This is a genomic window from Janibacter terrae (assembly GCF_039636765.1).
Classification (GTDB): Bacteria; Actinomycetota; Actinomycetes; order Actinomycetales; family Dermatophilaceae; genus Janibacter; species Janibacter terrae.
The window spans coordinates 339410-356096 of sequence record NZ_CP144167.1 but is presented as its reverse complement, the minus strand read 5'-3'; the positions used below and the strand labels follow the sequence as shown (position 1 = coordinate 356096).

Sequence of the window (16687 nt, the reverse complement as noted above, 5' to 3'; positions counted from 1 at the left end):
GCCGTGTCACCCACCGTCCGTGCAGCGGACCTTCAGCTCCAGTGCCTCGAACGCGTCTGCGTGGCGGCAGACCTTAGGGCGTGGCTGAGACGTACTTGACGATGGTCACGGTGTCCGCCGATCGTTCCACCTTGGTGCTGATCTGGTCCGGGGTGTCGGAGGCGAACGGTCCCTCTATCAGCAGAGCGGTGGGAGGGTGCATGGCGCAGACGGCTCCATCATGCTCCGACTGATCCGAACGGAGCCCGATTGGCCACCACTCGAAGCCCCCAAAGGACACGAAATGCGTCCTGTCACCAGGCACATCTCGTGCGATGGCGAAAGGTCTCACGAAAGCGGCGACCTCTTAAGCGGTTCGCACCGGGACGTCCGGATCCGCCGCGACGAGTGCGACGCCGCCAGTCGGGCGCGCTCACTCGCGCGTCTGCGCATGGCCAGGAGTTTGCTTCCTTCGATCCGCGAGCGGATCGGCTCAAGAGTCGAAGTCTCTTGCGTGCTGGCACCACTGCCGAATTCGACGGTTCCTACCCGAAACGAAGGTCACAAGGTTGTCGAGGTAGTGACGATAAGCAGACTCCGACTGCGGTAACGCTGTATGAACCGGACCGGCCGCGATCCAGGCGCGTCATACCGCCGCACCAGGGCGCGTTGAGACTGCCGATGTCCGGGTGACGGGTTGCGGCACTTGTCTGAGCCGCTCGCTGTCCCACGCGCTGAATGACCTTGGTTGTCGGCGGTCGACCGTAATCTTGCGGCCATGACAGATCGCAGCGTGGAGTTCATCGCCATCGCCGAGCGGGCATCCGCCCTGGCTGACCGCGAGGGTGAGCTCGACACGGCCCCCCTGGATGCTCTCGAAGCTGCGGCCGAAGACGTAGGACGCTCATGGTCCCAGTCCAACCTGGGCTATCAGGCGAACGTCTACTACCAGAACTACCAAGTGCCGCCACCCGGCGCGATGTTCAGCCGCGAGTGGGGTTTCCAGGGGATGTTCCAGGGCACCACCGGCGACTGGGAGGTCCACCAGGTCGAACAGGTCACGACCTACATCGAGGAGAAGGCGGGACACCCCGATCTGAGTGGACCGCGAGCCCAGTCAGACGCGATCCGACCCGAGGTCGAGGACCTGGTTCAGCAGGCGCGGTCGGTTGCCGCCAAGATCCCGGCCCCGCACGACGACTACGTCAAGGAACACGTCGAGCAGCTGCAGCACATCATCCTGCCGGACGTCGGACTGCTGGCGCGCGTTCAGATGCGCGGCGTGACAGGACAGATCATGACTCGCGATGCCCAAGCGATCGAGGGCGGTGCTCAGGCAGCCGGTCACCAGATCGCCATTGCCAATGTCATGCACATCAAGTCGCCGTACGGGGTGGCTCGTAGTCTGGCGAAAGTTTGCGAGCGCCTGGGCAGGCACCTGGAGGGTGAGGACCCCCTCGCGGAGAAGGCTGTCATTCAGTTGGGCAGCAAGGTCTTCATCGGACACGGTGGCGCATCGGCCGAGTATCTGAAGCTGGGAGTATGGCTCGGCGATCTCGGCCTGGACTGGGAAGTATTCGACCGGAAGCCCACTGCCGGCATGAGCACCAAAGAGCGGCTCCTCGAGATGCTCGGCAACGCGCAGATTGCATTTCTGCTCATGACTCCCGAGGACGAAGATGCCGAGGGCATGATGAACGCCCGGGCGAACGTGATCCACGAGGTAGGGCTGTTTCAGGGTCGGTTGGGCTGGATGAAAGCAATCATCCTTCTCGAAGAGGGCTGCGAAGAGTTCTCCAACATCGAAGGCGTCGGCCAAATCCGGTACCCCAAGGGCAACATCAAGTCAGCGTTCGAAGAGATTCGCGAGGTTCTACAGCGCGAGGGCGTCCTCTAATCACCGCCTCTTGCTGGTCTCTACAGCTTCGGCGGCTTCGCCCGCAGCGTGCACACGTCGAGCCGAGCGTGTGGTGGCCCGGAGGGCCCGGGGCTTCAAGCTCTTGCGCACGACAGTCGCAACCGTGACCTGACCAAGAGTCGATGGAAGACATCGTCCCAAGCGCCTCTGCTTCTAAGAGGCGTAGCGGGCCACCACGCTGCCCGCTTCCCAACACAGGCACGGGTCTTCCCCCGGGTCGAGAACACCCGGTCTCGGGGTTGAGGGCCCGCCGATATCCCGCCCCTGTGCGCTGACCAGCCGCGGACAGCGCGCATTCCACCCGCGTCTTTTCGCCGCGTATGACTGTCATACGGGGGAGCCCTGCGCTCGATGCTCTGATCCATTCCGTCAGAAGCGGATGCTCTTCCGGAACGGCCCGATGCAGCGGATGCGGCAACGTAGCGGCACGTGCAGGACCTGACGCGTGTACTTTGCATGGCGCACTCGTCAACGCGACATCAGTGCAAAGTGGCCGCGTGTCGTGTGCAGTCTTCGCTGCATCTCGACATTCAAATGTAGCGAGGGGTCCTAGTTTGTATAAGCGGCTCCGGGCAGTGTTTGGGGACTGCTGCTCGAATAGGTGAAAGTCGGCAGCTACTGCAGCGGACGAGTGGGTCGTATCCGGGTCCTCAGGCCCGCGAGGCCTTCTTTGAACGATGGCACCTGTGGGCCGAACTATGCAAAGTAGGCAGCGTGTCGTGTGCAGTCTGGACTTGACCTCGACATCTGATGTCGAGATGCACGGTGCGTGACGCTACGTAACGGGAGGAACCTCCCTCTCGCGGTCCCATCTGGCTCACCCCTGGTCCCGCTCGTCCTCACCGTCCGGGATCATCTGCGACTGCTCCCAGACATCGGCCGGGTCGGCGTCCTGGACCTGACCAACCGGCTCGTCGGGCAGGTCCACGCCCACCTCGTCGTCCGTGCCGACCGGCCTCTGCTGGTCGAGGGCATCGGCCTCGGGGACGTCGTCGGGCAGGTCTCCCGCATCGGGGTCGGGTGTCCGGGTGCTCATCTGGTGCCTCTCTCCCGTGGTCGGTCCACGTGCCCCGAGGCTAGCGAAGGGGACCGCCCGGGTCGATGCGCCGGCCCTCAGTCTGCATCGGCACCCGCACCGCCCTTGGGGCGTGGCTGCACGATACCCCCCAGGGTATTGATAGGATGAGCTCATGACGACCAAGGACCTGACCCGCAGCGACTTCGAATCGACCATCCTCGACAACGACATCGTGCTCGTCGACTACTGGGCGGCCTGGTGTGGCCCGTGCCGCTCGTTCGCGCCCGTCTACGAGGCGGCCTCCGAGCAGCACCCGGACGTCGTCTTCGGCAAGCTCGACACGGAGGCCGAGCAGGAGATCGCCGGCGCCGCGGGCATCAGCTCGATCCCCACCCTCATGGGCTTCCGCGAGGGGATCCTCGTCTTCTCGCAGCCGGGAGCCCTGCCCGCCACCGCCCTGGAGCAGGTCATCGAGGGGATCAAGGGTCTGGACATGACCGACATCCGGCAGGAGGTCGCCCGGCAGCGCGAGCTGCTCGACCTGCCTCGGGAGGTCGACCTGGAGACCTTCGCCACCGCGCTCGCGGCCGGCGCCACCGTCCTCGACGTGCGCGAGCCGGACGAGTACGCCAGCGGACACGTCCCCGGAGCCCGCCCCGTCCCGCTGGGGTCGCTCGAGGGCGCGCTCGACGAGCTCCCTGCAGGTGGCGCCGTCTACGTCGTGTGCGCCACCGGCGGCCGCAGCGCGTCAGCTGCTGACGCGCTGCGGCGAGCCGGCATCGAGGCCTACTCCGTCGCGGGCGGGACGACCGGCTGGCAGGCGAGCGGCCGGGAGGTCTCTGCGGGCGAGCTGCCGAGGTGACCCCGGTCCGCTCGTGACCGGGTCAGCGCAGGTGGAGGGCGATCACCTGCCCGCCACCGGGAGCCACGCTGCCGGTCGTGACGTATCCGGTCCTGCCCGTGATCGCGATGCCGTACGGAGCGAAGAGACCCCCGGCGACGACACTCGCGTGTCCGCCCCCCTTCGGGATCCGGACGACGGAACCGATCGGTCCGGTGAGGAGGCCCTCGGAGGAGATCTGCACGGCGTACAGGTGGCCACCCGGCCCGAAGGCGAGGTCGGTGACATTGGTCAGGCCACTCGCGTAGACGCTCACCCGACCCTGCCTGTCGACCCTGTAGATCTTCGCCAGGCCCTTTTCGAAGGGGAAGCCGGTCAGCTGGCTGACGTACAACGCCCCGTCCGGGCCGGAGACCACCGACGTCGGCACGGCCTGGGCCGGGATCTTGGTCCCGGGCGGCAGCCCGAGGAAGTCCGGCGCGGTGGCCATCTGCTCGGGGAAGATCGCCCGGGTCTTCATGCCTCCGCTCTTGGAGACCTCGACGAGGTCGTTACCGCCGGCATCGGCGACGACGTAGCCCGATCCGACCTTGGTGAAACCGCCCGGGTTGCTGTCCGGCGCATCCGCCGGAGGGGCCGGGTTGGTCGCGGCCTCGTGGCCGGCGAGGTCGGCGAGGAGATGGGTCCGGGACGAACCGATCTTGCCGGTGCGCAGCGTCCCCATGTCGCGAAGTGCGGGGTACTGCGTCCGGATGGCCGGGTCGTTGCCGAGGCCGATCGTCACGACGAGGCGCTTGGAGCCCCGGGGCACGACGTCACCGGGCCCGATGGCCTGGGAGCCGGGCGGCGGAGCCTCGGGGTCGGTGGACGGAGCCGACCCGAGGGACGGCAGGCCGGTGAGGACGCGCTTCTGGGTGCGGTGCTTGACGTCGACCCGGGTGACCGCTCCGGTCCTGCCGTAGCAGACCCCGCCCTCGGGGCCCACCAGGCAGGGACCGGCTCCGCCGGTGCCCGCCTCGGCGACGAAGAGGTCGTGACCCGGGCCGACCGACAGGTGGCGAGGGTTGTCCAGGCCGCTGGCGACGACCCGGTAGCCCGGGTCCGCGGTGGCGGCTCCCGGGACAGCGACCAGAGCAGCGACGAGTGCCGCGCTGCTCAGGGTCGGGAGGATGAACCGGCGTGGGCGCCGGGAAGAACCTATTGACGACGTTGTCATGCTGTTCTCATTTCAAGGGGTCGAGTCGCCCCTGGGCGGGCGACCCGCGCCTCCAGAGTTCCACCGGAAGGGGGCCCTGCCAAGGGGCGACGGGGCTCGTGGATGGCAGGGTCTACCCATGGCCGTCAACCCCTCCCGTGTGTATGCCCGCCAGTTCGCCGAGCGCGCCGCGGTTCGCGCCTCGGGACCCGACTTCCTCGTGCTCGACGCGGGGGCAGGGTCGGCTCCCTACCGGGACGCCTTCAAGGACGTCCGGTACGAGAGTGCCGACGTCGGCGCGACCGAGGGCCAGGTGATCTACCGCAAGCCGCAGGAGTGACGTCGGCGTCGCATCAGGCGAGGGTCAGGAAGAGCTTCTCCATCGCGGCCTTGTCGTCCTCGTTGACCCCGTCGGGCGAGGTGAGGCACTCCTGCAGCCCGGACGCGACGATGGCGAAGCCGGCGCGATCGAGCGCCCGGCTGGCCGCGGCCAGCTGGGTCACGACGTCCTTGCAGTCACGACCCTCCTCGATGAGGCGGATCACCCCGCCGATCTGACCCTGGGCGCGGCGCAGCCGGTTGATGACCGGGCCCATGTCCTCCATGTCCAACGTGACCATGTGTGTGTCTCTCTCCTCGTGATCGGCTGCGTCAGCCGACGCGGCCGGGCAGTGCTGCCAGGGCGGCGTCGAGCCGGGTGCGGGCCTCGGCAGCCACATCCTTCAGCTGCTCATTGTCCGTCACGCCGACCATCATGTCGGGGTCGACCGCCTCGACGACGGTGCGGCCCTCGCCGACGGCGCGGACGACGACGTTGCACGGGAGCAGCAGCCCGATCGAGGGCTCGATGGCGACGGCTCGCTCCGCCAGCTGCGGCCGGCAGGCGCCGAGGATCACGTGCGGCTCGATGTCGGCACCGACCTTGGCCTTGAGCGTCGCGGCCAGGTCGATCTCGGTGAGGACACCGAACCCCTGCTCGGACAGCGCGTCCCGGGTGGCGGCCAGCATCTCGTCGAACGAGGCGTCCACCGTGGTGGTCATGGCGTACTGCATGTCGATCTCCCTTCGTCGTGCGATCTCTCCGACCGCATGTTGACAGCATACCCCTGGGGGTATTAATTTGCTACCCATGGAGCCGACGATCATGACCATCGAGACCCCGAGCCTCGGGGACCGCTCGTACCTCGCGCACGACGGCGAGCTCGCCGTCGTCATCGACCCGCAGCGCGACATCGACCGCGTCCTGGAGGTGGCCGACGAGGCGGGCGTTCGCATCACGGACGTCTTCGAGACCCACCTGCACAACGACTACGTGACCGGCGGCCTCGCACTGGCCCGCCGCCTGGGCGCCCGCTACCACGTCAACGCCGCGGACGAGGTCTCCTTCGACCGTGAGCCGATCCGCGACGGTGACGTCGTGGAGGTGTCCGACGCGATGCGCATGCGTGCCATCGCCACACCCGGACACACCTTCACCCACCTCTCCTACGCGCTGGAGACCGGCGACGGCGACCAGGCCACGACCACGGCGGTCTTCACCGGCGGGTCGCTGCTCTTCGGCGCCACGGGCCGGCCGGACCTCCTCGGGGAGGAGCACACGAGCGCACTCGTCCACCACCAGTACGCCTCGATCCACCGTCTGGCGGACGAGCTGCCGGAGCAGGCCGACGTGCTGCCGACCCACGGATTCGGCTCCTTCTGCTCCTCCGGGTCGACCGGTGGCGCCACCGAGTCGACCATCGGCCGGGAGCGTCGGCTCAACCCGGCGCTCACGCAGGACGAGGAGCAGTGGGTCGCCGACACGCTCGCCGGCCTCGACGCGTACCCCGCGTACTACGTCCACATGAACCCGGTCAATGCCGCCGGACCCGCCGAAGCCGACCTGCGGGCCCCCGAGCGCGCCGACAAGCAGACCCTGGCCGCGCGCGTCGACGCCGGCGAGTGGGTCGTCGACCTGCGCACCCGGACCGCCTTCGCCGCCGGCCACGTGACCGGCACGCTCAACTTCGGTCTCGACGGCCAGTTCTCGACCTACCTCGGCTGGCTCATCCCGTGGGACGCGTCCGTGACCCTGCTCGGCGAGAGCTCCGACGAGGTGGCCGAGGCCCAGCGCGAGATGACGCGCATCGGCCTCGACCGGATCGCCGGCGCCGCCACCGGTGGACCCGCCGACTGGACCGACGGTCCCCTCGGCACCCTGGAGCGGGCGACCTTCGCCGACCTGTCACAGGTGCGCCACCACCGCCCGGTGCACGTGCTCGACGTCCGACTGGCCGGCGAGTACGCCGACGGTCACGTCGAGGACGCGCAGAACGTCCCGATCGGTGAGGTGCTCGACCGGCTCGACGAGATCCCCGAGCGCGAGCTGTGGGTCCACTGCGCGAGCGGTTACCGCGCGTCGATCGCGGCCTCCGTCCTCGCCGCCCGTGGGCGCCGGGTCGTCGTCGTCGACGACGACTTCGACAACGCCGCCCCCGCGGGTCTGCCCATGACCACCCCCGCCTGACCCCCCTTCCCCAATCCACACGAGGAGACCCACCATGTGCCGTCAAACCACCTGCCGTCAGTGCGGCAAGACCACCTGGGCCGGCTGCGGCCAGCACGTCGACCAGGTGATGCGGGGCGTGCCCGGCAGCCAGCGCTGCCCCGGCCACGCCACCCCGGCGAAGGGAGCCGGCGCCCCCGGCTCCTCGCCCAACCTGCTCTCCCGCCTCATCGGGCGCGGCTGAGCCACCCAGACGCCGTCGGGGGCGGGTTCCCCCCTGCCCCGTCCCCGACGGTCCTACCCGGAGTCCTCACGTGCCCCTTGCAGTCATCCCCCTCGGTCTGGCCATCGGCCTCGCCCTCGGCGCACTCGGCGGCGGGGGGTCCATCCTCGCCGTCCCCGCCCTCGTGCACGTCCTGGGGCAGGACCCCGTCACCGCGACGACCAGCTCGCTGATCATCGTCGGCATCACCTCCCTCCTCTCCCTGCCGGCGCACCACCGCGGCGGACGGGTGAGGCTCGGGCAGGGACTGACCTTCGGCCTCCTCGGCACGGCCGGGGCGATCGCGGGGTCGGCCGCCTCACGGCTGGTTCCCCCGGAGCTGCTGATGACCGCCTTTGCCGTCCTCATGGTCGTGGTCGGCACCCTCATGCTGCGACGCAGTCGCCGCGGCTCCGCCGCGGCGACCGAGGGTGATCCCGACGAGCCGATCCTCACCCTCCACCCCCTGACCTGTGCCTGCCCACGCCTGCTGAAGCTGCTGACCGCCGCCACGCTCGTCGGGCTGCTCACCGGCTTCCTCGGGGTCGGCGGCGGCTTCGTGCTCGTCCCCGTCCTCGTCCTGGTCCTCGGCTTCACCATGCCCGTGGCCGTCGGCACCTCGCTGCTCGTCATCGCCGTCAACAGCGCCACGGCGCTCGCGGCCCGGACGCAGCAGGGCGTCGGTGACCTCGACTGGCCGCTCATCCTCGGCTTCGCGGGCGTGGCCGTCGTGGGCAGCCTGGTCGGCACCCGCGTCGCCGACCGGATCCCGGCCCGGGCGCTGTCGCAGGCCTTCGCTGTCCTCGTGCTCGTCATCGCCGCCTTCACCGCCGTGCAGTCCGTGCCGGCCCTCCTCACCTGACCACCCCCCTTCCGGAAGGACCCCATGACCACCAGCACCACCACCCGGCCCGCCACCCTCGATGCCGCGCAGGTGCGCGAGTGGATGGCCGGACCCACCGGCCCCCGCATCGTCGACGTCCGCACGCCGGGCGAGTTCGCCGACGTGCACATCCCCGGCTCCTACAACGTGCCGCTGGAGCTCCTCGAGGAGCACGGCCGTGAGCTGGCCGAGCACCTCGACGAGGACGTCGTCCTCGTCTGCCGCTCCGGGGCCCGCGCCTGTCGCGCGGAAGGTGCCCTGGCCGGTGCAGGCCTGCCCAACCTGCACGTGCTCGACGGTGGCATCACCGCGTGGGAGAGCGCCGGCGGTGACGTCGTCCGCGGCGAGGGGACGTGGGACCTCGAGCGCCAGGTGCGCCTCGTGGCCGGCTCGATCGTCCTCACCGGCGTGCTCGTGAGCGCCGTCCTGCCCCCGGCGAAGTGGGTCGCGGCCGGGATCGGCGCCGGCCTGACCGGCGCTGCCCTGACCGACACCTGCGCCATGGGGATGCTGCTGTCCAAGCTGCCCCACAACCGTCGCGACATGCCCGACCCCGAGACCGTCTTCGCGCAGCTGCGCGCCGACCGCGCCTGACGCCCCCCAGAAGGAGAACCCCCGATGATCCTCACCCAGTACTACCTCAGCTGCCTCTCGCACGGCTCGTACCTCATCGCCGACGAGGGCACCCGCAAGGCCGTCGTCGTCGACCCACGACGGGACATCAGCGACTACCTCACCGATGCGCGGGAGCACGACCTCGACATCGTCGGCGTCATCAACACGCACGTGCACGCCGACTTCGTCGCGGGTCACCTCGAGCTGGCCGCCGCGACCGGCGCGTGGATCGGCTACGGGCCGACCGCCGCCGAGCGGGCCGAGTTCGAGGTGCGCACCCTCGCGCAGGGTGACCGCATCGAGCTGGGCGACGAGGTGACGCTCGAGATCCTCGAGACCCCCGGCCACACCTGGGAGTCGATCAGCGTCCTCGTGCTCGAGCAGGGGAACCCGCACGCGGTGCTCACCGGTGACTCCCTCTTCATCGGCGGCGTCGGCCGCCCCGACCTCGTCGTCTCCGACGGGTCCACGCCGCAGTCCTTGGCAACGGCCATGTACAGCACCCTGCACGACGTGCTCCTGAAGCTGCCCGACGCGACGAAGGTCATGCCTGCCCACGGTGCCGGCTCCTCCTGCGGCCGCGGCCTGTCCGACGAGCTCGAGTCGAACATCGGGGCGCAGCGGACGACCAACCCCTTCGCCGCGACGATGCCGGTGGACGAGTTCGTCGGCATGGTCACCACCGGCCAGCCGTCGGCGCCGCCGTACTTCCAGGTCGACGCGGCCCTCAACCTGCGCACGCGCGAGCTGCTCGACCCGGACGAGACCGTCGTCCCCTTCACGCCCGCCGAGGTGCGCGCGGCGATGGCGGGTGGGGCCGTCGTCGTCGACACCCGCTCCCCGGAGGACTTCGCCGCCGGCCACCTCGTGGGCTCGCTCAACGTGGGGCTCGACGGACGCTTCGCCGAGACGGCCGGGATGGTCCTCGACCACGGTGACGAGATCCTCGTCCTCGCCGAGCCCGGCCGGCACGAGGAGGCGGCGCTCCGACTCGCACGCATCGGCTTCGACGCCGTCGTCGGCCACGTCGAAGGTGGCCCGGCCGTCCTCGCGCAGCTGCCCGACCTCGTCACCTCGGTCGAGCGCGTGGAGGTCACCCAGTGGGACGACGTCGCCGATGGGACCCTCGTGCTCGACGTGCGCAACGCCGGTGAGCGCGAGGGTGACCAGGTCATCCCCGGTGCCGTCCACATCCCGCTGGCCGAGCTCGCCCGCCGTCACGAGGACCTCCCGACGGACCGGCCGGTGCTCGTGCACTGCGCCGGGGGCTGGCGCTCGTCGGTCGCGGCGAGCCTGCTGCGCGCGCGGGGGCACGACGAGGTGTGCGATCTCGTGGGAGGCTACGCGGCCTGGTCGGCACGGTAGACGTCTACCGCGCGTCGTGGGTAGATTGGTCCCATGGGGCTGAACATCAAGAACGAGCGGGTCCATGAGCTGGCCAGGCAGGCGGCCGCGGCTACCGGCCTGTCGCAGACCGGGGCCGTCGAGGAGGCGCTGAGGCGCCTCCTCGAGGACTACGGCGAGGACCCCGAGCGGCGGCGTCGTGCGGCGAAGGTCGACATCGTCCAAGGCATCGTGCGTGCCTACCTGGGCACGCCTGCCGATCCTGATCGTCAGATCGAGCGGGTCGAGGACCTCTTCGACGGCCGGACGGGCCTGCCGCGGTGATCGTCGACTCCTCCGCCCTCATGGCGATCCTCGAGGACGAGCCCGGTGCGGGCGCCCTCGTCGAGGCGGCCCTCGTCGGGCCGTGCCGGATGTCCGTCGCCACCCGGCTCGAGGCGTCGATCGTCGCTGATGCACGGTCCGCGGCCCATGGTGCACGCCTGGACGAGCTCGTCGAGGCCCTCGACATCGAGGTCCAGCCCGTGACCGAGCGCGAAGGGGAGATTGCCCGCCGCGCGTACCAGCGCTATGGGCGCGGGTCGGGCTCGCGGGCGCGGCTGAACTTCGGTGACTGCTTCGCCTATGCGCTGTCCGTCGTCGCAGGGGAGCCCCTGCTCTTCGTCGGCGACGACTTCACCCACACGGACGTGGTCCCGGCGGTGTCGTGATGCAGTGCCACGATGGCCCGATGGACGACGTGCGTGCGCGCCTGGACTCGGAGCGAAGGGAGACCCTCGCCCGCCTCACGACCCTCACCGGGGACTTCACGTCCCTGGTGGAGGCGAGCGAAGGGAGCAACGCCGACGACGAGCACGACCCTGAGGGGGCGACGATCGCCTTCGAGCGCTCGCAGCTCGACGCCCTGATCGGTCAGGCCCGGGCGGCGCTCGTCGAGATCGAGGCGGCGACGGAGCGTCTCGAGGACGGCACCTATGGCACGTGCGAGCGGTGCGGCGGTCCCATCGCGCCGGGCCGCCTCGAGGCCCGGCCGACGGCCCGCACCTGCATCGTCTGCGCCGCGGGCTGACCGCGGTAGCCCTCAGGCGGACTCCCGCAGCTTCGCCGTGCTCGCCTCCGGCCGCAGGTCCAGGCGACGCAGCAGTTGCGCGTTGAGCGCGACGACGACCGTCGAGGCCGACATGAGGATCGCGCCGACGCTCATCGGCAGGACGACGCCGACCGGCGCGAGCACTCCCGCGGCCAGGGGCACCGACAGCAGGTTGTAGCCGGCGGCCCACCAGAGGTTCTGCTTCATCTTGCGGTAGGCCTCGCGGGAGAGGTCGATGACCGACAGGACCGAGCGCGGGTCCGAGCTGGCGAGCACGACGCCGGCCGACCCGATCGCGACGTCCGTGCCTGCGCCGATCGCGAGCCCGACGTCCGCCTGGGCGAGGGCGGGTGCGTCGTTGACGCCGTCGCCGACCATGGCGACCCTCCTCCCTTCGCCCTGCAGCTCGGCGACCTTGGCGGCCTTGTCCTCTGGACGCACCCCGGCGAAGACCCGGTCGATCCCGAGCTCTGCCGCGACGGCCTCGGCAACCGCGCGGGCGTCGCCGGTGATCATGACGACCTGGACGCCGACGGCGTGGAGCGCGGCGACGGCATCGCGCGACTCCGACCGGATCTCGTCGGCCAGGCGCAGCGCGCCGATGACGTCGCCGTCCGCGACGACGTGGAGGATGATCGCGCCCTCGCTGCGCCACGTCTCCGCGACCGGCAGCTCGGCCAGGCCGTGCTGCTCGAGCAGGTACGGCCCGCCGACCTCCACGGCGGTGCCGTCGACGACGGCCCGCACGCCGACGGCCGGCGACGAGGAGAAGTCGCCGGCCCGCTGGACGGTGAGCTCTCGGTGCCGCGCGGCGGTGACGACGGCGCGGGCCAGCGGGTGCTCGCTGTCGGACTCGGCCGCGGCGGCGAGGGCCAGCACGTCGTCGCGGGTCCGGTCGCCGGCCGTCTCGATGGCGGTGACGGTCGGCTCGCCGAGGGTGAGCGTGCCGGTCTTGTCGAAGAGGACGGTGTCGACCGTGCGCATCGACTCCAGCGCCAGTCGGTCCTTGACGAGGACGCCGCCGCGGGCGGAGCGCTCGGTCGCGATGGAGACGACGAGCGGGATCGCCAGGCCGAGGGCGTGGGGGCAGGCGATGACGAGGACGGTGATCGTGCGGATGACCGCGTCGTCGGGCAGGCCGAGGAGGGACCACACGATCGCCGTGATGACGGCGGCGCCGAGGGCGAACCAGAAGAGCCAGCCCGCCGCGGTGTCGGCGATCCGCTGGGCGCGGGAGGAGGACGACTGCGCGTCGGAGACGAGCCGCTGGATCCCGGCGAGCGAGGTGTCGTCACCGGTCGCGGTGACCTCGACCCGCAGACCGGAGTCGGTCGCGACGGTGCCCGCCACGACCGCGTCGCCCGCGGAGCGGCGGACCGTGGCGGACTCGCCCGTGATCATCGACTCGTCCATGCTCGCCGAGCCCTCGACGACCCGGCCGTCGGCGGGGACGGAGGCGCCGGGCCGGACGACGACGACGTCACCGACTGCGAGGGACGAAGGGGGGACCGTCACGACCTCGTCTCCCTCCACGCGCTCGGCCTCGTCGGGCAGCAGTGCGGCGAGCGAGTCGAGCGCGGAGGTCGTCTGGGCGAGCGAACGCATCTCGATCCAGTGACCGAGCAGCATGATGACGACGAGGAGCGCGAGCTCCCACCAGAAGTTCAGCGCGTGGTCGAGGATGCCGACGCTCGCGCCCCAGGACGCGATGAAGGCCACGGTGATCGCGAGACCGATGAGCAGCATCATCCCGGGCTTGCGGGCGCGGATCTCGCTCACGGCCCCCGTGAGGAAGGGGGACCCGCCCCAGGCGTACATGACCGTGCCGAGCACCGGGGAGACCCAGCGCGCCCACCCGCCGTGCGGCAGGGCGTAGCCGATGAGGTCGGCGAACATGTCGTTGAACCCGACGACCGGCACGGCCAGCGCGAGCATGATCCAGAAGAGCCGGCGGAACTGCCCGACGTGGTCACCGTGGCCGGCGTGACCTCCGTGACCCGCGTGCTCGTCGTGGTGCTCGTGACCGGCGTGGGGGTCCGCGCGGTGCTCGACGGTGGCGTGGTGGGGGCCGGGTGAGCTGCTCATAGTGTGTCCAACCATACCCCTCGGGGGTATCTTCCCGAAAGGTGGCGCTGAGGCTCTTCCTCGACGGGCTGGAGCTGGCCGTGAGGGAGGGGACCGTCGGCGGTCCTGCGCGGTAGCCGGGTGACGAGCAGCGCGACGACGCCCGGAGCAACCAGCCCCGGGCGCCGTCACCTGCTGGTCGGGCCTCAGTCGGTGACCGTGAAGTCGATCGTCTCGGTGCTCACGCGGCCGTAGCGGTCGGTGCTCGTGACGGTCGCCGTGTGCTTGCCGGCCTCGAGGTCACCCGGCAGCTCCAGGCGCCACAGGTGCATGCCGCTCTCGGCGACGCTGCCACCGTGGACGAGCTGCTCCTGGACCGCGACCGGGTCGGACCAGAGGGCACCGACCCGCTTGGCCTCGCCGGCCATCTCCTGGGTGCGGGTGGCCCCCTTCGCCTCGCCGCCATCGATCGCGACGGTGACGTCGGTGCCGGTCGACCCCGCGAAGACGTCTGTGGTGAGGTACGTGCCGCCGGCGAGGTCGGCCGCGGAGACCTCGGTGGGCCGCTCGAAGGCGGGCGCCTTGCCGCGGTTGGCGCGGTTGGCGGCGAACCACTCGCGGTAGCGGGGCGAGTTGACGCCCACCGCCATCTGCTCGGACTCGTCGCCGCCGGTCACCGTGAAGCGCTCACTGAGCTGGTCGGGACGCGACTCGAGCGTGAGGACGCCGGGGCGGGCGCCGTCCTTCTGGATCGCCGTGGGGAAGCCCGCGTCGGTGACGCGACCGGAGTACCAGTCACCGGAGATCGCGCCCGCGGTGATGTGGTCGAAGGGAAGCTCCTCGACGCCCCACGTCTTTGCCCAGCCCTCGGTGGAGTCGCCGGCGCGCATGACCTCGGTCGTGTGGCTGTGGCCGCCGAAGCCGACCGCGTCGCGCTCGCCGATGAGCTCGTGGATCTCCTTGATCTCCTTGACCTGGTGCCGCGTCTGGCCCTGGTCGTGGTAGTTGAGGAGCGGGATGTGGGCCGCGAGGACGACCGTCTTGTCCTTCGGGGTCGCCGCGATGTCGTTGCGCAGCCACTCGAGCTGCTCCTCGCCGAGGCCGCCGGTGTAGGACTGGCCCGCGCGGTACTGGACCGAGTCGAGCGCGACGATGTGCAGGTCGCCGACGTCGTAGGAGTAGTAGTCGGCGCCGAACTGCGAGCGGTAGGTGTCGAAGCGGTTCTGGCTGTCCGCCGCGTCGAAGTCGAGGTCGTGGTTGCCGGGGAGCAGGCGGGCGGGACCGTTGATCATGCCGGTGAGCTCACGCGTCTGCGCGTACAGCGAGAGGTCGTCACCGACGATGTCGCCGAGGAAGAGCGCGCCGCACGAGGTGTAGTCGTCGCGGGCGGCGAGGTCGGCGAACGCGCCCTTGCGCGCGTACTCGACCTGCGTCTGGTTGTACGTCTGGATGTCGCCGCCCATGATGCAGTCCTGCTGGGGCTTCTTCGTCGCGGTGGACTGCGCGAGGGGGAAGTTCACGGCCTCCGGGGCCGGGCCGGTCGCCTCGATGCCGCCGTACTTCAGCTCCGGCGAGCCCTTCGGCAGGTGGACGTAGGAGAACTGGGCGATGTTGTCCTCGTCGACGGGGACCTCGTAGCCAGCGGGCTGGGTGACGAAGACATTGGTGTTGTCGTCGACGGGCAGCTCGTAGCGACCCTTGGCGTCGGTCGTGACGACCTCGCGGCCGTTGGAGACCGTGACGCCCTTGATGCCGCGCTCGCCGCGGTCCTGGGTCGAGTCCTTGTCGCGGTCGTCGAAGACGACGCCGTCGATCGTGTCCTTGGCCTCGTCCGTGCCGGGCACGACCTCGACCGCGCCGCGGTAGGCGGTCTCGGACCAGGCGCTCGCGGGGCGCTCGGCGGCGGACGAAGGGGAGGCCGTCGCGGTGGTCGCGAGGGGGGCCGCGATGGCGGCGGTCAGGCAGAGTGCGAGGGCGCCGGTGACGGCGGGCGGGAGGATGCGTGGCGTGTGCAGGGGCATGGTGCGGGGCTCCTTGGTGGGGGGATGACCGTTCGTGGCGGCCGACTCGACGCTCCCGCGCCCGGGTGAACCGTCCCTGACGTCCGGGACGAGTCCCGGCGGCCCCTCGGGCCACGGCCGGTGAACTCCCGGCCAGGAAATGGTCAGCGCTCGGCTCAGAGGGCGCGGCCGATGCGGCCGGCGGCCGCCGCCACCTGGGCCCCGAGCCCGTCGAAACGGTCCGGGGTGATCCGGCTGCTCGGTCCCGAGACCGACATCGCGCCGACCGGGTGGCCGGTGCGGTCGACGATCGGCGCACCCACGGCGGTGATCCCCTCGGACAGCCCACCCGGGTTGATGGACCAACCGCGAGCCCGGACCTCGGCGATGGCCGCGCGCACCGCGTCGGGGTCGACGAGGGTGTCGCGGGTCTGCGGCGCCAGGTCCGCGCGGAGGCGGTCGTCGATCTCCGCATCGCTCGAGGCCGACAGGTAGGCGAGGCCGGTGGCGGACGCATGGAAGGGGATGCGGGTGCCCAGCGCCAGGAAGGCCCGGAGGCGGTGCGAGGTGTCGAGGCGCTCGAGCAGGACCAGCGCATCACCGTCCGGGACGGCGAGGTGGATCGTCTCGGTCGTCGCGAGCTGCAGCTCGCTCATCACCGGCAGCGCGACATCGCGCAGCCCCGAGCGGCCGTCGACACTGCGGCTGAGCCGGAGCGCCCGGTAGGTCAGGCCCCACCGGGTCGGCGACTCCTGGGTGGCCCGCAGCCACCCGATCTCCGCGAGCGTGGTGAGCATGCGCTGGGTGGTGCTCTTCGGCAGGCCGACCTCTCGGGCGAGCTCGGACAGCCCGACCGGCTGCAGGTCGGCGACCGTCTCGAGCACCCGGAAGGCGCTGACGACGCTGTGGGTGGGCTGGTTACCGGACATGTGTTGCTCCTCGGCGTGCTGGGCAGTACGGTGCGTCTGGTCCAAACAATAGACCAACGGACCG

18 protein-coding genes and 1 pseudogene are annotated in these 16687 nt (G+C 70.6%); 12 read left to right on the top strand and 7 right to left on the bottom strand.

Going from position 1 to position 16687, the window contains the following annotated elements; translation table 11 throughout:
* Positions 1–757 precede the first annotated feature (757 nt).
* Positions 758–1876, top strand: coding sequence for a TIR domain-containing protein (locus V3C34_RS01815; protein WP_346007911.1), 1119 nt, complete (start codon positions 758–760; stop codon positions 1874–1876).
* Between the two features lie 838 nt (positions 1877–2714).
* On the opposite strand, the gene V3C34_RS01810 is transcribed toward V3C34_RS01815, so the two are convergent.
* Positions 2715–2933 (bottom strand): hypothetical protein, encoded by a 219-nt coding sequence (locus V3C34_RS01810; protein ID WP_068327945.1) that lies wholly within the window; start codon positions 2931–2933, stop codon positions 2715–2717.
* A 154-nt stretch (positions 2934–3087) separates the two neighbouring features.
* On the opposite strand from V3C34_RS01810, the pseudogene trxA reads away from it, so the two are divergent.
* Both trxA and V3C34_RS01800 read left to right on the top strand, forming a co-directional pair.
* Positions 3088–3441 (top strand): annotated as a pseudogene (gene trxA / locus V3C34_RS01805) (thioredoxin); the annotation flags it as partial.
* Positions 3418–3777 (top strand): rhodanese-like domain-containing protein, encoded by a 360-nt coding sequence (locus V3C34_RS01800; RefSeq protein ID WP_346008544.1) that lies wholly within the window; start codon positions 3418–3420, stop codon positions 3775–3777. The pseudogene trxA and the gene V3C34_RS01800, both read left to right, overlap by 24 nt.
* 22 nt (positions 3778–3799) lie before the next feature.
* On the opposite strand, the gene V3C34_RS01795 is transcribed toward V3C34_RS01800, so the two are convergent.
* Positions 3800–4972, bottom strand: coding sequence for a ScyD/ScyE family protein (locus V3C34_RS01795; protein WP_346007910.1), 1173 nt, complete (start codon positions 4970–4972; stop codon positions 3800–3802).
* 118 nt (positions 4973–5090) lie between these two features.
* Between V3C34_RS01795 and V3C34_RS01790 the strand changes: the two genes are divergently transcribed.
* Positions 5091–5291, top strand: a complete 201-nt coding sequence (locus tag V3C34_RS01790; protein ID WP_346007909.1) for a hypothetical protein — start codon at positions 5091–5093, stop codon at positions 5289–5291.
* 13 nt (positions 5292–5304) lie between these two features.
* Here V3C34_RS01790 and V3C34_RS01785 read toward each other — a convergent pair whose 3' ends face one another.
* Positions 5305–5571, bottom strand: a complete 267-nt coding sequence (locus tag V3C34_RS01785) for a metal-sensitive transcriptional regulator (RefSeq protein ID WP_068327954.1) — start codon at positions 5569–5571, stop codon at positions 5305–5307.
* A 31-nt stretch (positions 5572–5602) separates the two neighbouring features.
* Entirely contained in the window at positions 5603–6004 is a 402-nt protein-coding gene (locus tag V3C34_RS01780; protein ID WP_346007908.1) for a DUF302 domain-containing protein, read from the bottom strand.
* Positions 6005–6080: 76 nt separating this feature from the next.
* On the opposite strand from V3C34_RS01780, the gene V3C34_RS01775 reads away from it, so the two are divergent.
* The 8 genes from V3C34_RS01775 (at position 6081) to V3C34_RS01740 (ending at position 11609) form a co-directional block, all read left to right on the top strand.
* Complete coding sequence (locus V3C34_RS01775; protein WP_346007907.1) at positions 6081–7457, top strand: MBL fold metallo-hydrolase; 1377 nt, start codon at positions 6081–6083, stop codon at positions 7455–7457.
* A gap of 34 nt (positions 7458–7491) precedes the next feature.
* A complete protein-coding gene (locus tag V3C34_RS01770) occupies positions 7492–7680 on the top strand; it encodes a hypothetical protein (RefSeq protein ID WP_068426549.1) in 189 nt (62 codons plus the stop codon).
* 70 nt (positions 7681–7750) lie between these two features.
* Positions 7751–8560, top strand: a complete 810-nt coding sequence (locus V3C34_RS01765; protein WP_338539156.1) for a sulfite exporter TauE/SafE family protein — start codon at positions 7751–7753, stop codon at positions 8558–8560.
* Between the two features lie 24 nt (positions 8561–8584).
* A complete protein-coding gene (locus V3C34_RS01760) occupies positions 8585–9175 on the top strand; it encodes a rhodanese-like domain-containing protein (RefSeq protein ID WP_346007906.1) in 591 nt (196 codons plus the stop codon).
* A gap of 24 nt (positions 9176–9199) precedes the next feature.
* Positions 9200–10561: an MBL fold metallo-hydrolase gene (locus V3C34_RS01755; protein ID WP_338539157.1), complete on the top strand. Its 1362-nt coding sequence runs from the start codon at positions 9200–9202 to the stop codon at positions 10559–10561.
* A gap of 33 nt (positions 10562–10594) precedes the next feature.
* On the top strand, positions 10595–10864 hold the full coding sequence (locus V3C34_RS01750; protein ID WP_346007905.1) for a type II toxin-antitoxin system VapB family antitoxin: 270 nt from the start codon (positions 10595–10597) through the stop codon (positions 10862–10864).
* Entirely contained in the window at positions 10861–11250 is a 390-nt protein-coding gene (locus V3C34_RS01745) for a type II toxin-antitoxin system VapC family toxin (RefSeq protein ID WP_068426532.1), read from the top strand. The genes V3C34_RS01750 and V3C34_RS01745 overlap by 4 nt, the downstream gene beginning before the upstream one ends.
* A 20-nt stretch (positions 11251–11270) precedes the next feature.
* The gene (locus tag V3C34_RS01740) at positions 11271–11609 is read left to right on the top strand and encodes a TraR/DksA family transcriptional regulator (RefSeq protein ID WP_338539158.1); all 339 of its coding nucleotides are present in this window, start codon (positions 11271–11273) and stop codon (positions 11607–11609) included.
* A gap of 12 nt (positions 11610–11621) precedes the next feature.
* On the opposite strand, the gene V3C34_RS01735 is transcribed toward V3C34_RS01740, so the two are convergent.
* The 3 genes from V3C34_RS01735 to V3C34_RS01725 all read right to left on the bottom strand — a co-directional run bounded on the left by V3C34_RS01735 (position 11622) and on the right by V3C34_RS01725 (position 16623).
* On the bottom strand, positions 11622–13715 hold the full coding sequence (locus V3C34_RS01735) for a heavy metal translocating P-type ATPase (protein ID WP_346007904.1): 2094 nt from the start codon (positions 13713–13715) through the stop codon (positions 11622–11624).
* Between the two features lie 185 nt (positions 13716–13900).
* Positions 13901–15715, bottom strand: a complete 1815-nt coding sequence (locus V3C34_RS01730) for a calcineurin-like phosphoesterase family protein (RefSeq protein ID WP_346007903.1) — start codon at positions 15713–15715, stop codon at positions 13901–13903.
* A 155-nt stretch (positions 15716–15870) separates the two neighbouring features.
* A complete protein-coding gene (locus tag V3C34_RS01725) occupies positions 15871–16623 on the bottom strand; it encodes an IclR family transcriptional regulator (protein WP_346007902.1) in 753 nt (250 codons plus the stop codon).
* Positions 16624–16687 lie beyond the last annotated feature (64 nt).

What these genes read in the sequence shown, in the direction of transcription:
- V3C34_RS01815 (WP_346007911.1), top strand. Translation starts at nt 758, where the DNA reads ATGACAGATCGCAGCGTGGAGTTCATCGCCATCGCCGAGCGGGCATCC.
- V3C34_RS01810 (WP_068327945.1), bottom strand. Translation starts at nt 2,933, where the DNA reads ATGAGCACCCGGACACCCGACCCCGATGCGGGAGACCTGCCCGACGAC.
- V3C34_RS01795 (WP_346007910.1), bottom strand. Translation starts at nt 4,972, where the DNA reads ATGACAACGTCGTCAATAGGTTCTTCCCGGCGCCCACGCCGGTTCATC.
- V3C34_RS01790 (WP_346007909.1), top strand. Translation starts at nt 5,091, where the DNA reads ATGGCCGTCAACCCCTCCCGTGTGTATGCCCGCCAGTTCGCCGAGCGC.
- V3C34_RS01785 (WP_068327954.1), bottom strand. Translation starts at nt 5,571, where the DNA reads ATGGTCACGTTGGACATGGAGGACATGGGCCCGGTCATCAACCGGCTG.
- V3C34_RS01780 (WP_346007908.1), bottom strand. Translation starts at nt 6,004, where the DNA reads ATGCAGTACGCCATGACCACCACGGTGGACGCCTCGTTCGACGAGATG.
- V3C34_RS01775 (WP_346007907.1), top strand. Translation starts at nt 6,081, where the DNA reads ATGGAGCCGACGATCATGACCATCGAGACCCCGAGCCTCGGGGACCGC.
- V3C34_RS01770 (WP_068426549.1), top strand. Translation starts at nt 7,492, where the DNA reads ATGTGCCGTCAAACCACCTGCCGTCAGTGCGGCAAGACCACCTGGGCC.
- V3C34_RS01760 (WP_346007906.1), top strand. Translation starts at nt 8,585, where the DNA reads ATGACCACCAGCACCACCACCCGGCCCGCCACCCTCGATGCCGCGCAG.
- V3C34_RS01755 (WP_338539157.1), top strand. Translation starts at nt 9,200, where the DNA reads ATGATCCTCACCCAGTACTACCTCAGCTGCCTCTCGCACGGCTCGTAC.
- V3C34_RS01750 (WP_346007905.1), top strand. Translation starts at nt 10,595, where the DNA reads ATGGGGCTGAACATCAAGAACGAGCGGGTCCATGAGCTGGCCAGGCAG.
- V3C34_RS01740 (WP_338539158.1), top strand. Translation starts at nt 11,271, where the DNA reads ATGGACGACGTGCGTGCGCGCCTGGACTCGGAGCGAAGGGAGACCCTC.
- V3C34_RS01735 (WP_346007904.1), bottom strand. Translation starts at nt 13,715, where the DNA reads ATGAGCAGCTCACCCGGCCCCCACCACGCCACCGTCGAGCACCGCGCG.
- V3C34_RS01730 (WP_346007903.1), bottom strand. Translation starts at nt 15,715, where the DNA reads ATGCCCCTGCACACGCCACGCATCCTCCCGCCCGCCGTCACCGGCGCC.
- V3C34_RS01725 (WP_346007902.1), bottom strand. Translation starts at nt 16,623, where the DNA reads ATGTCCGGTAACCAGCCCACCCACAGCGTCGTCAGCGCCTTCCGGGTG.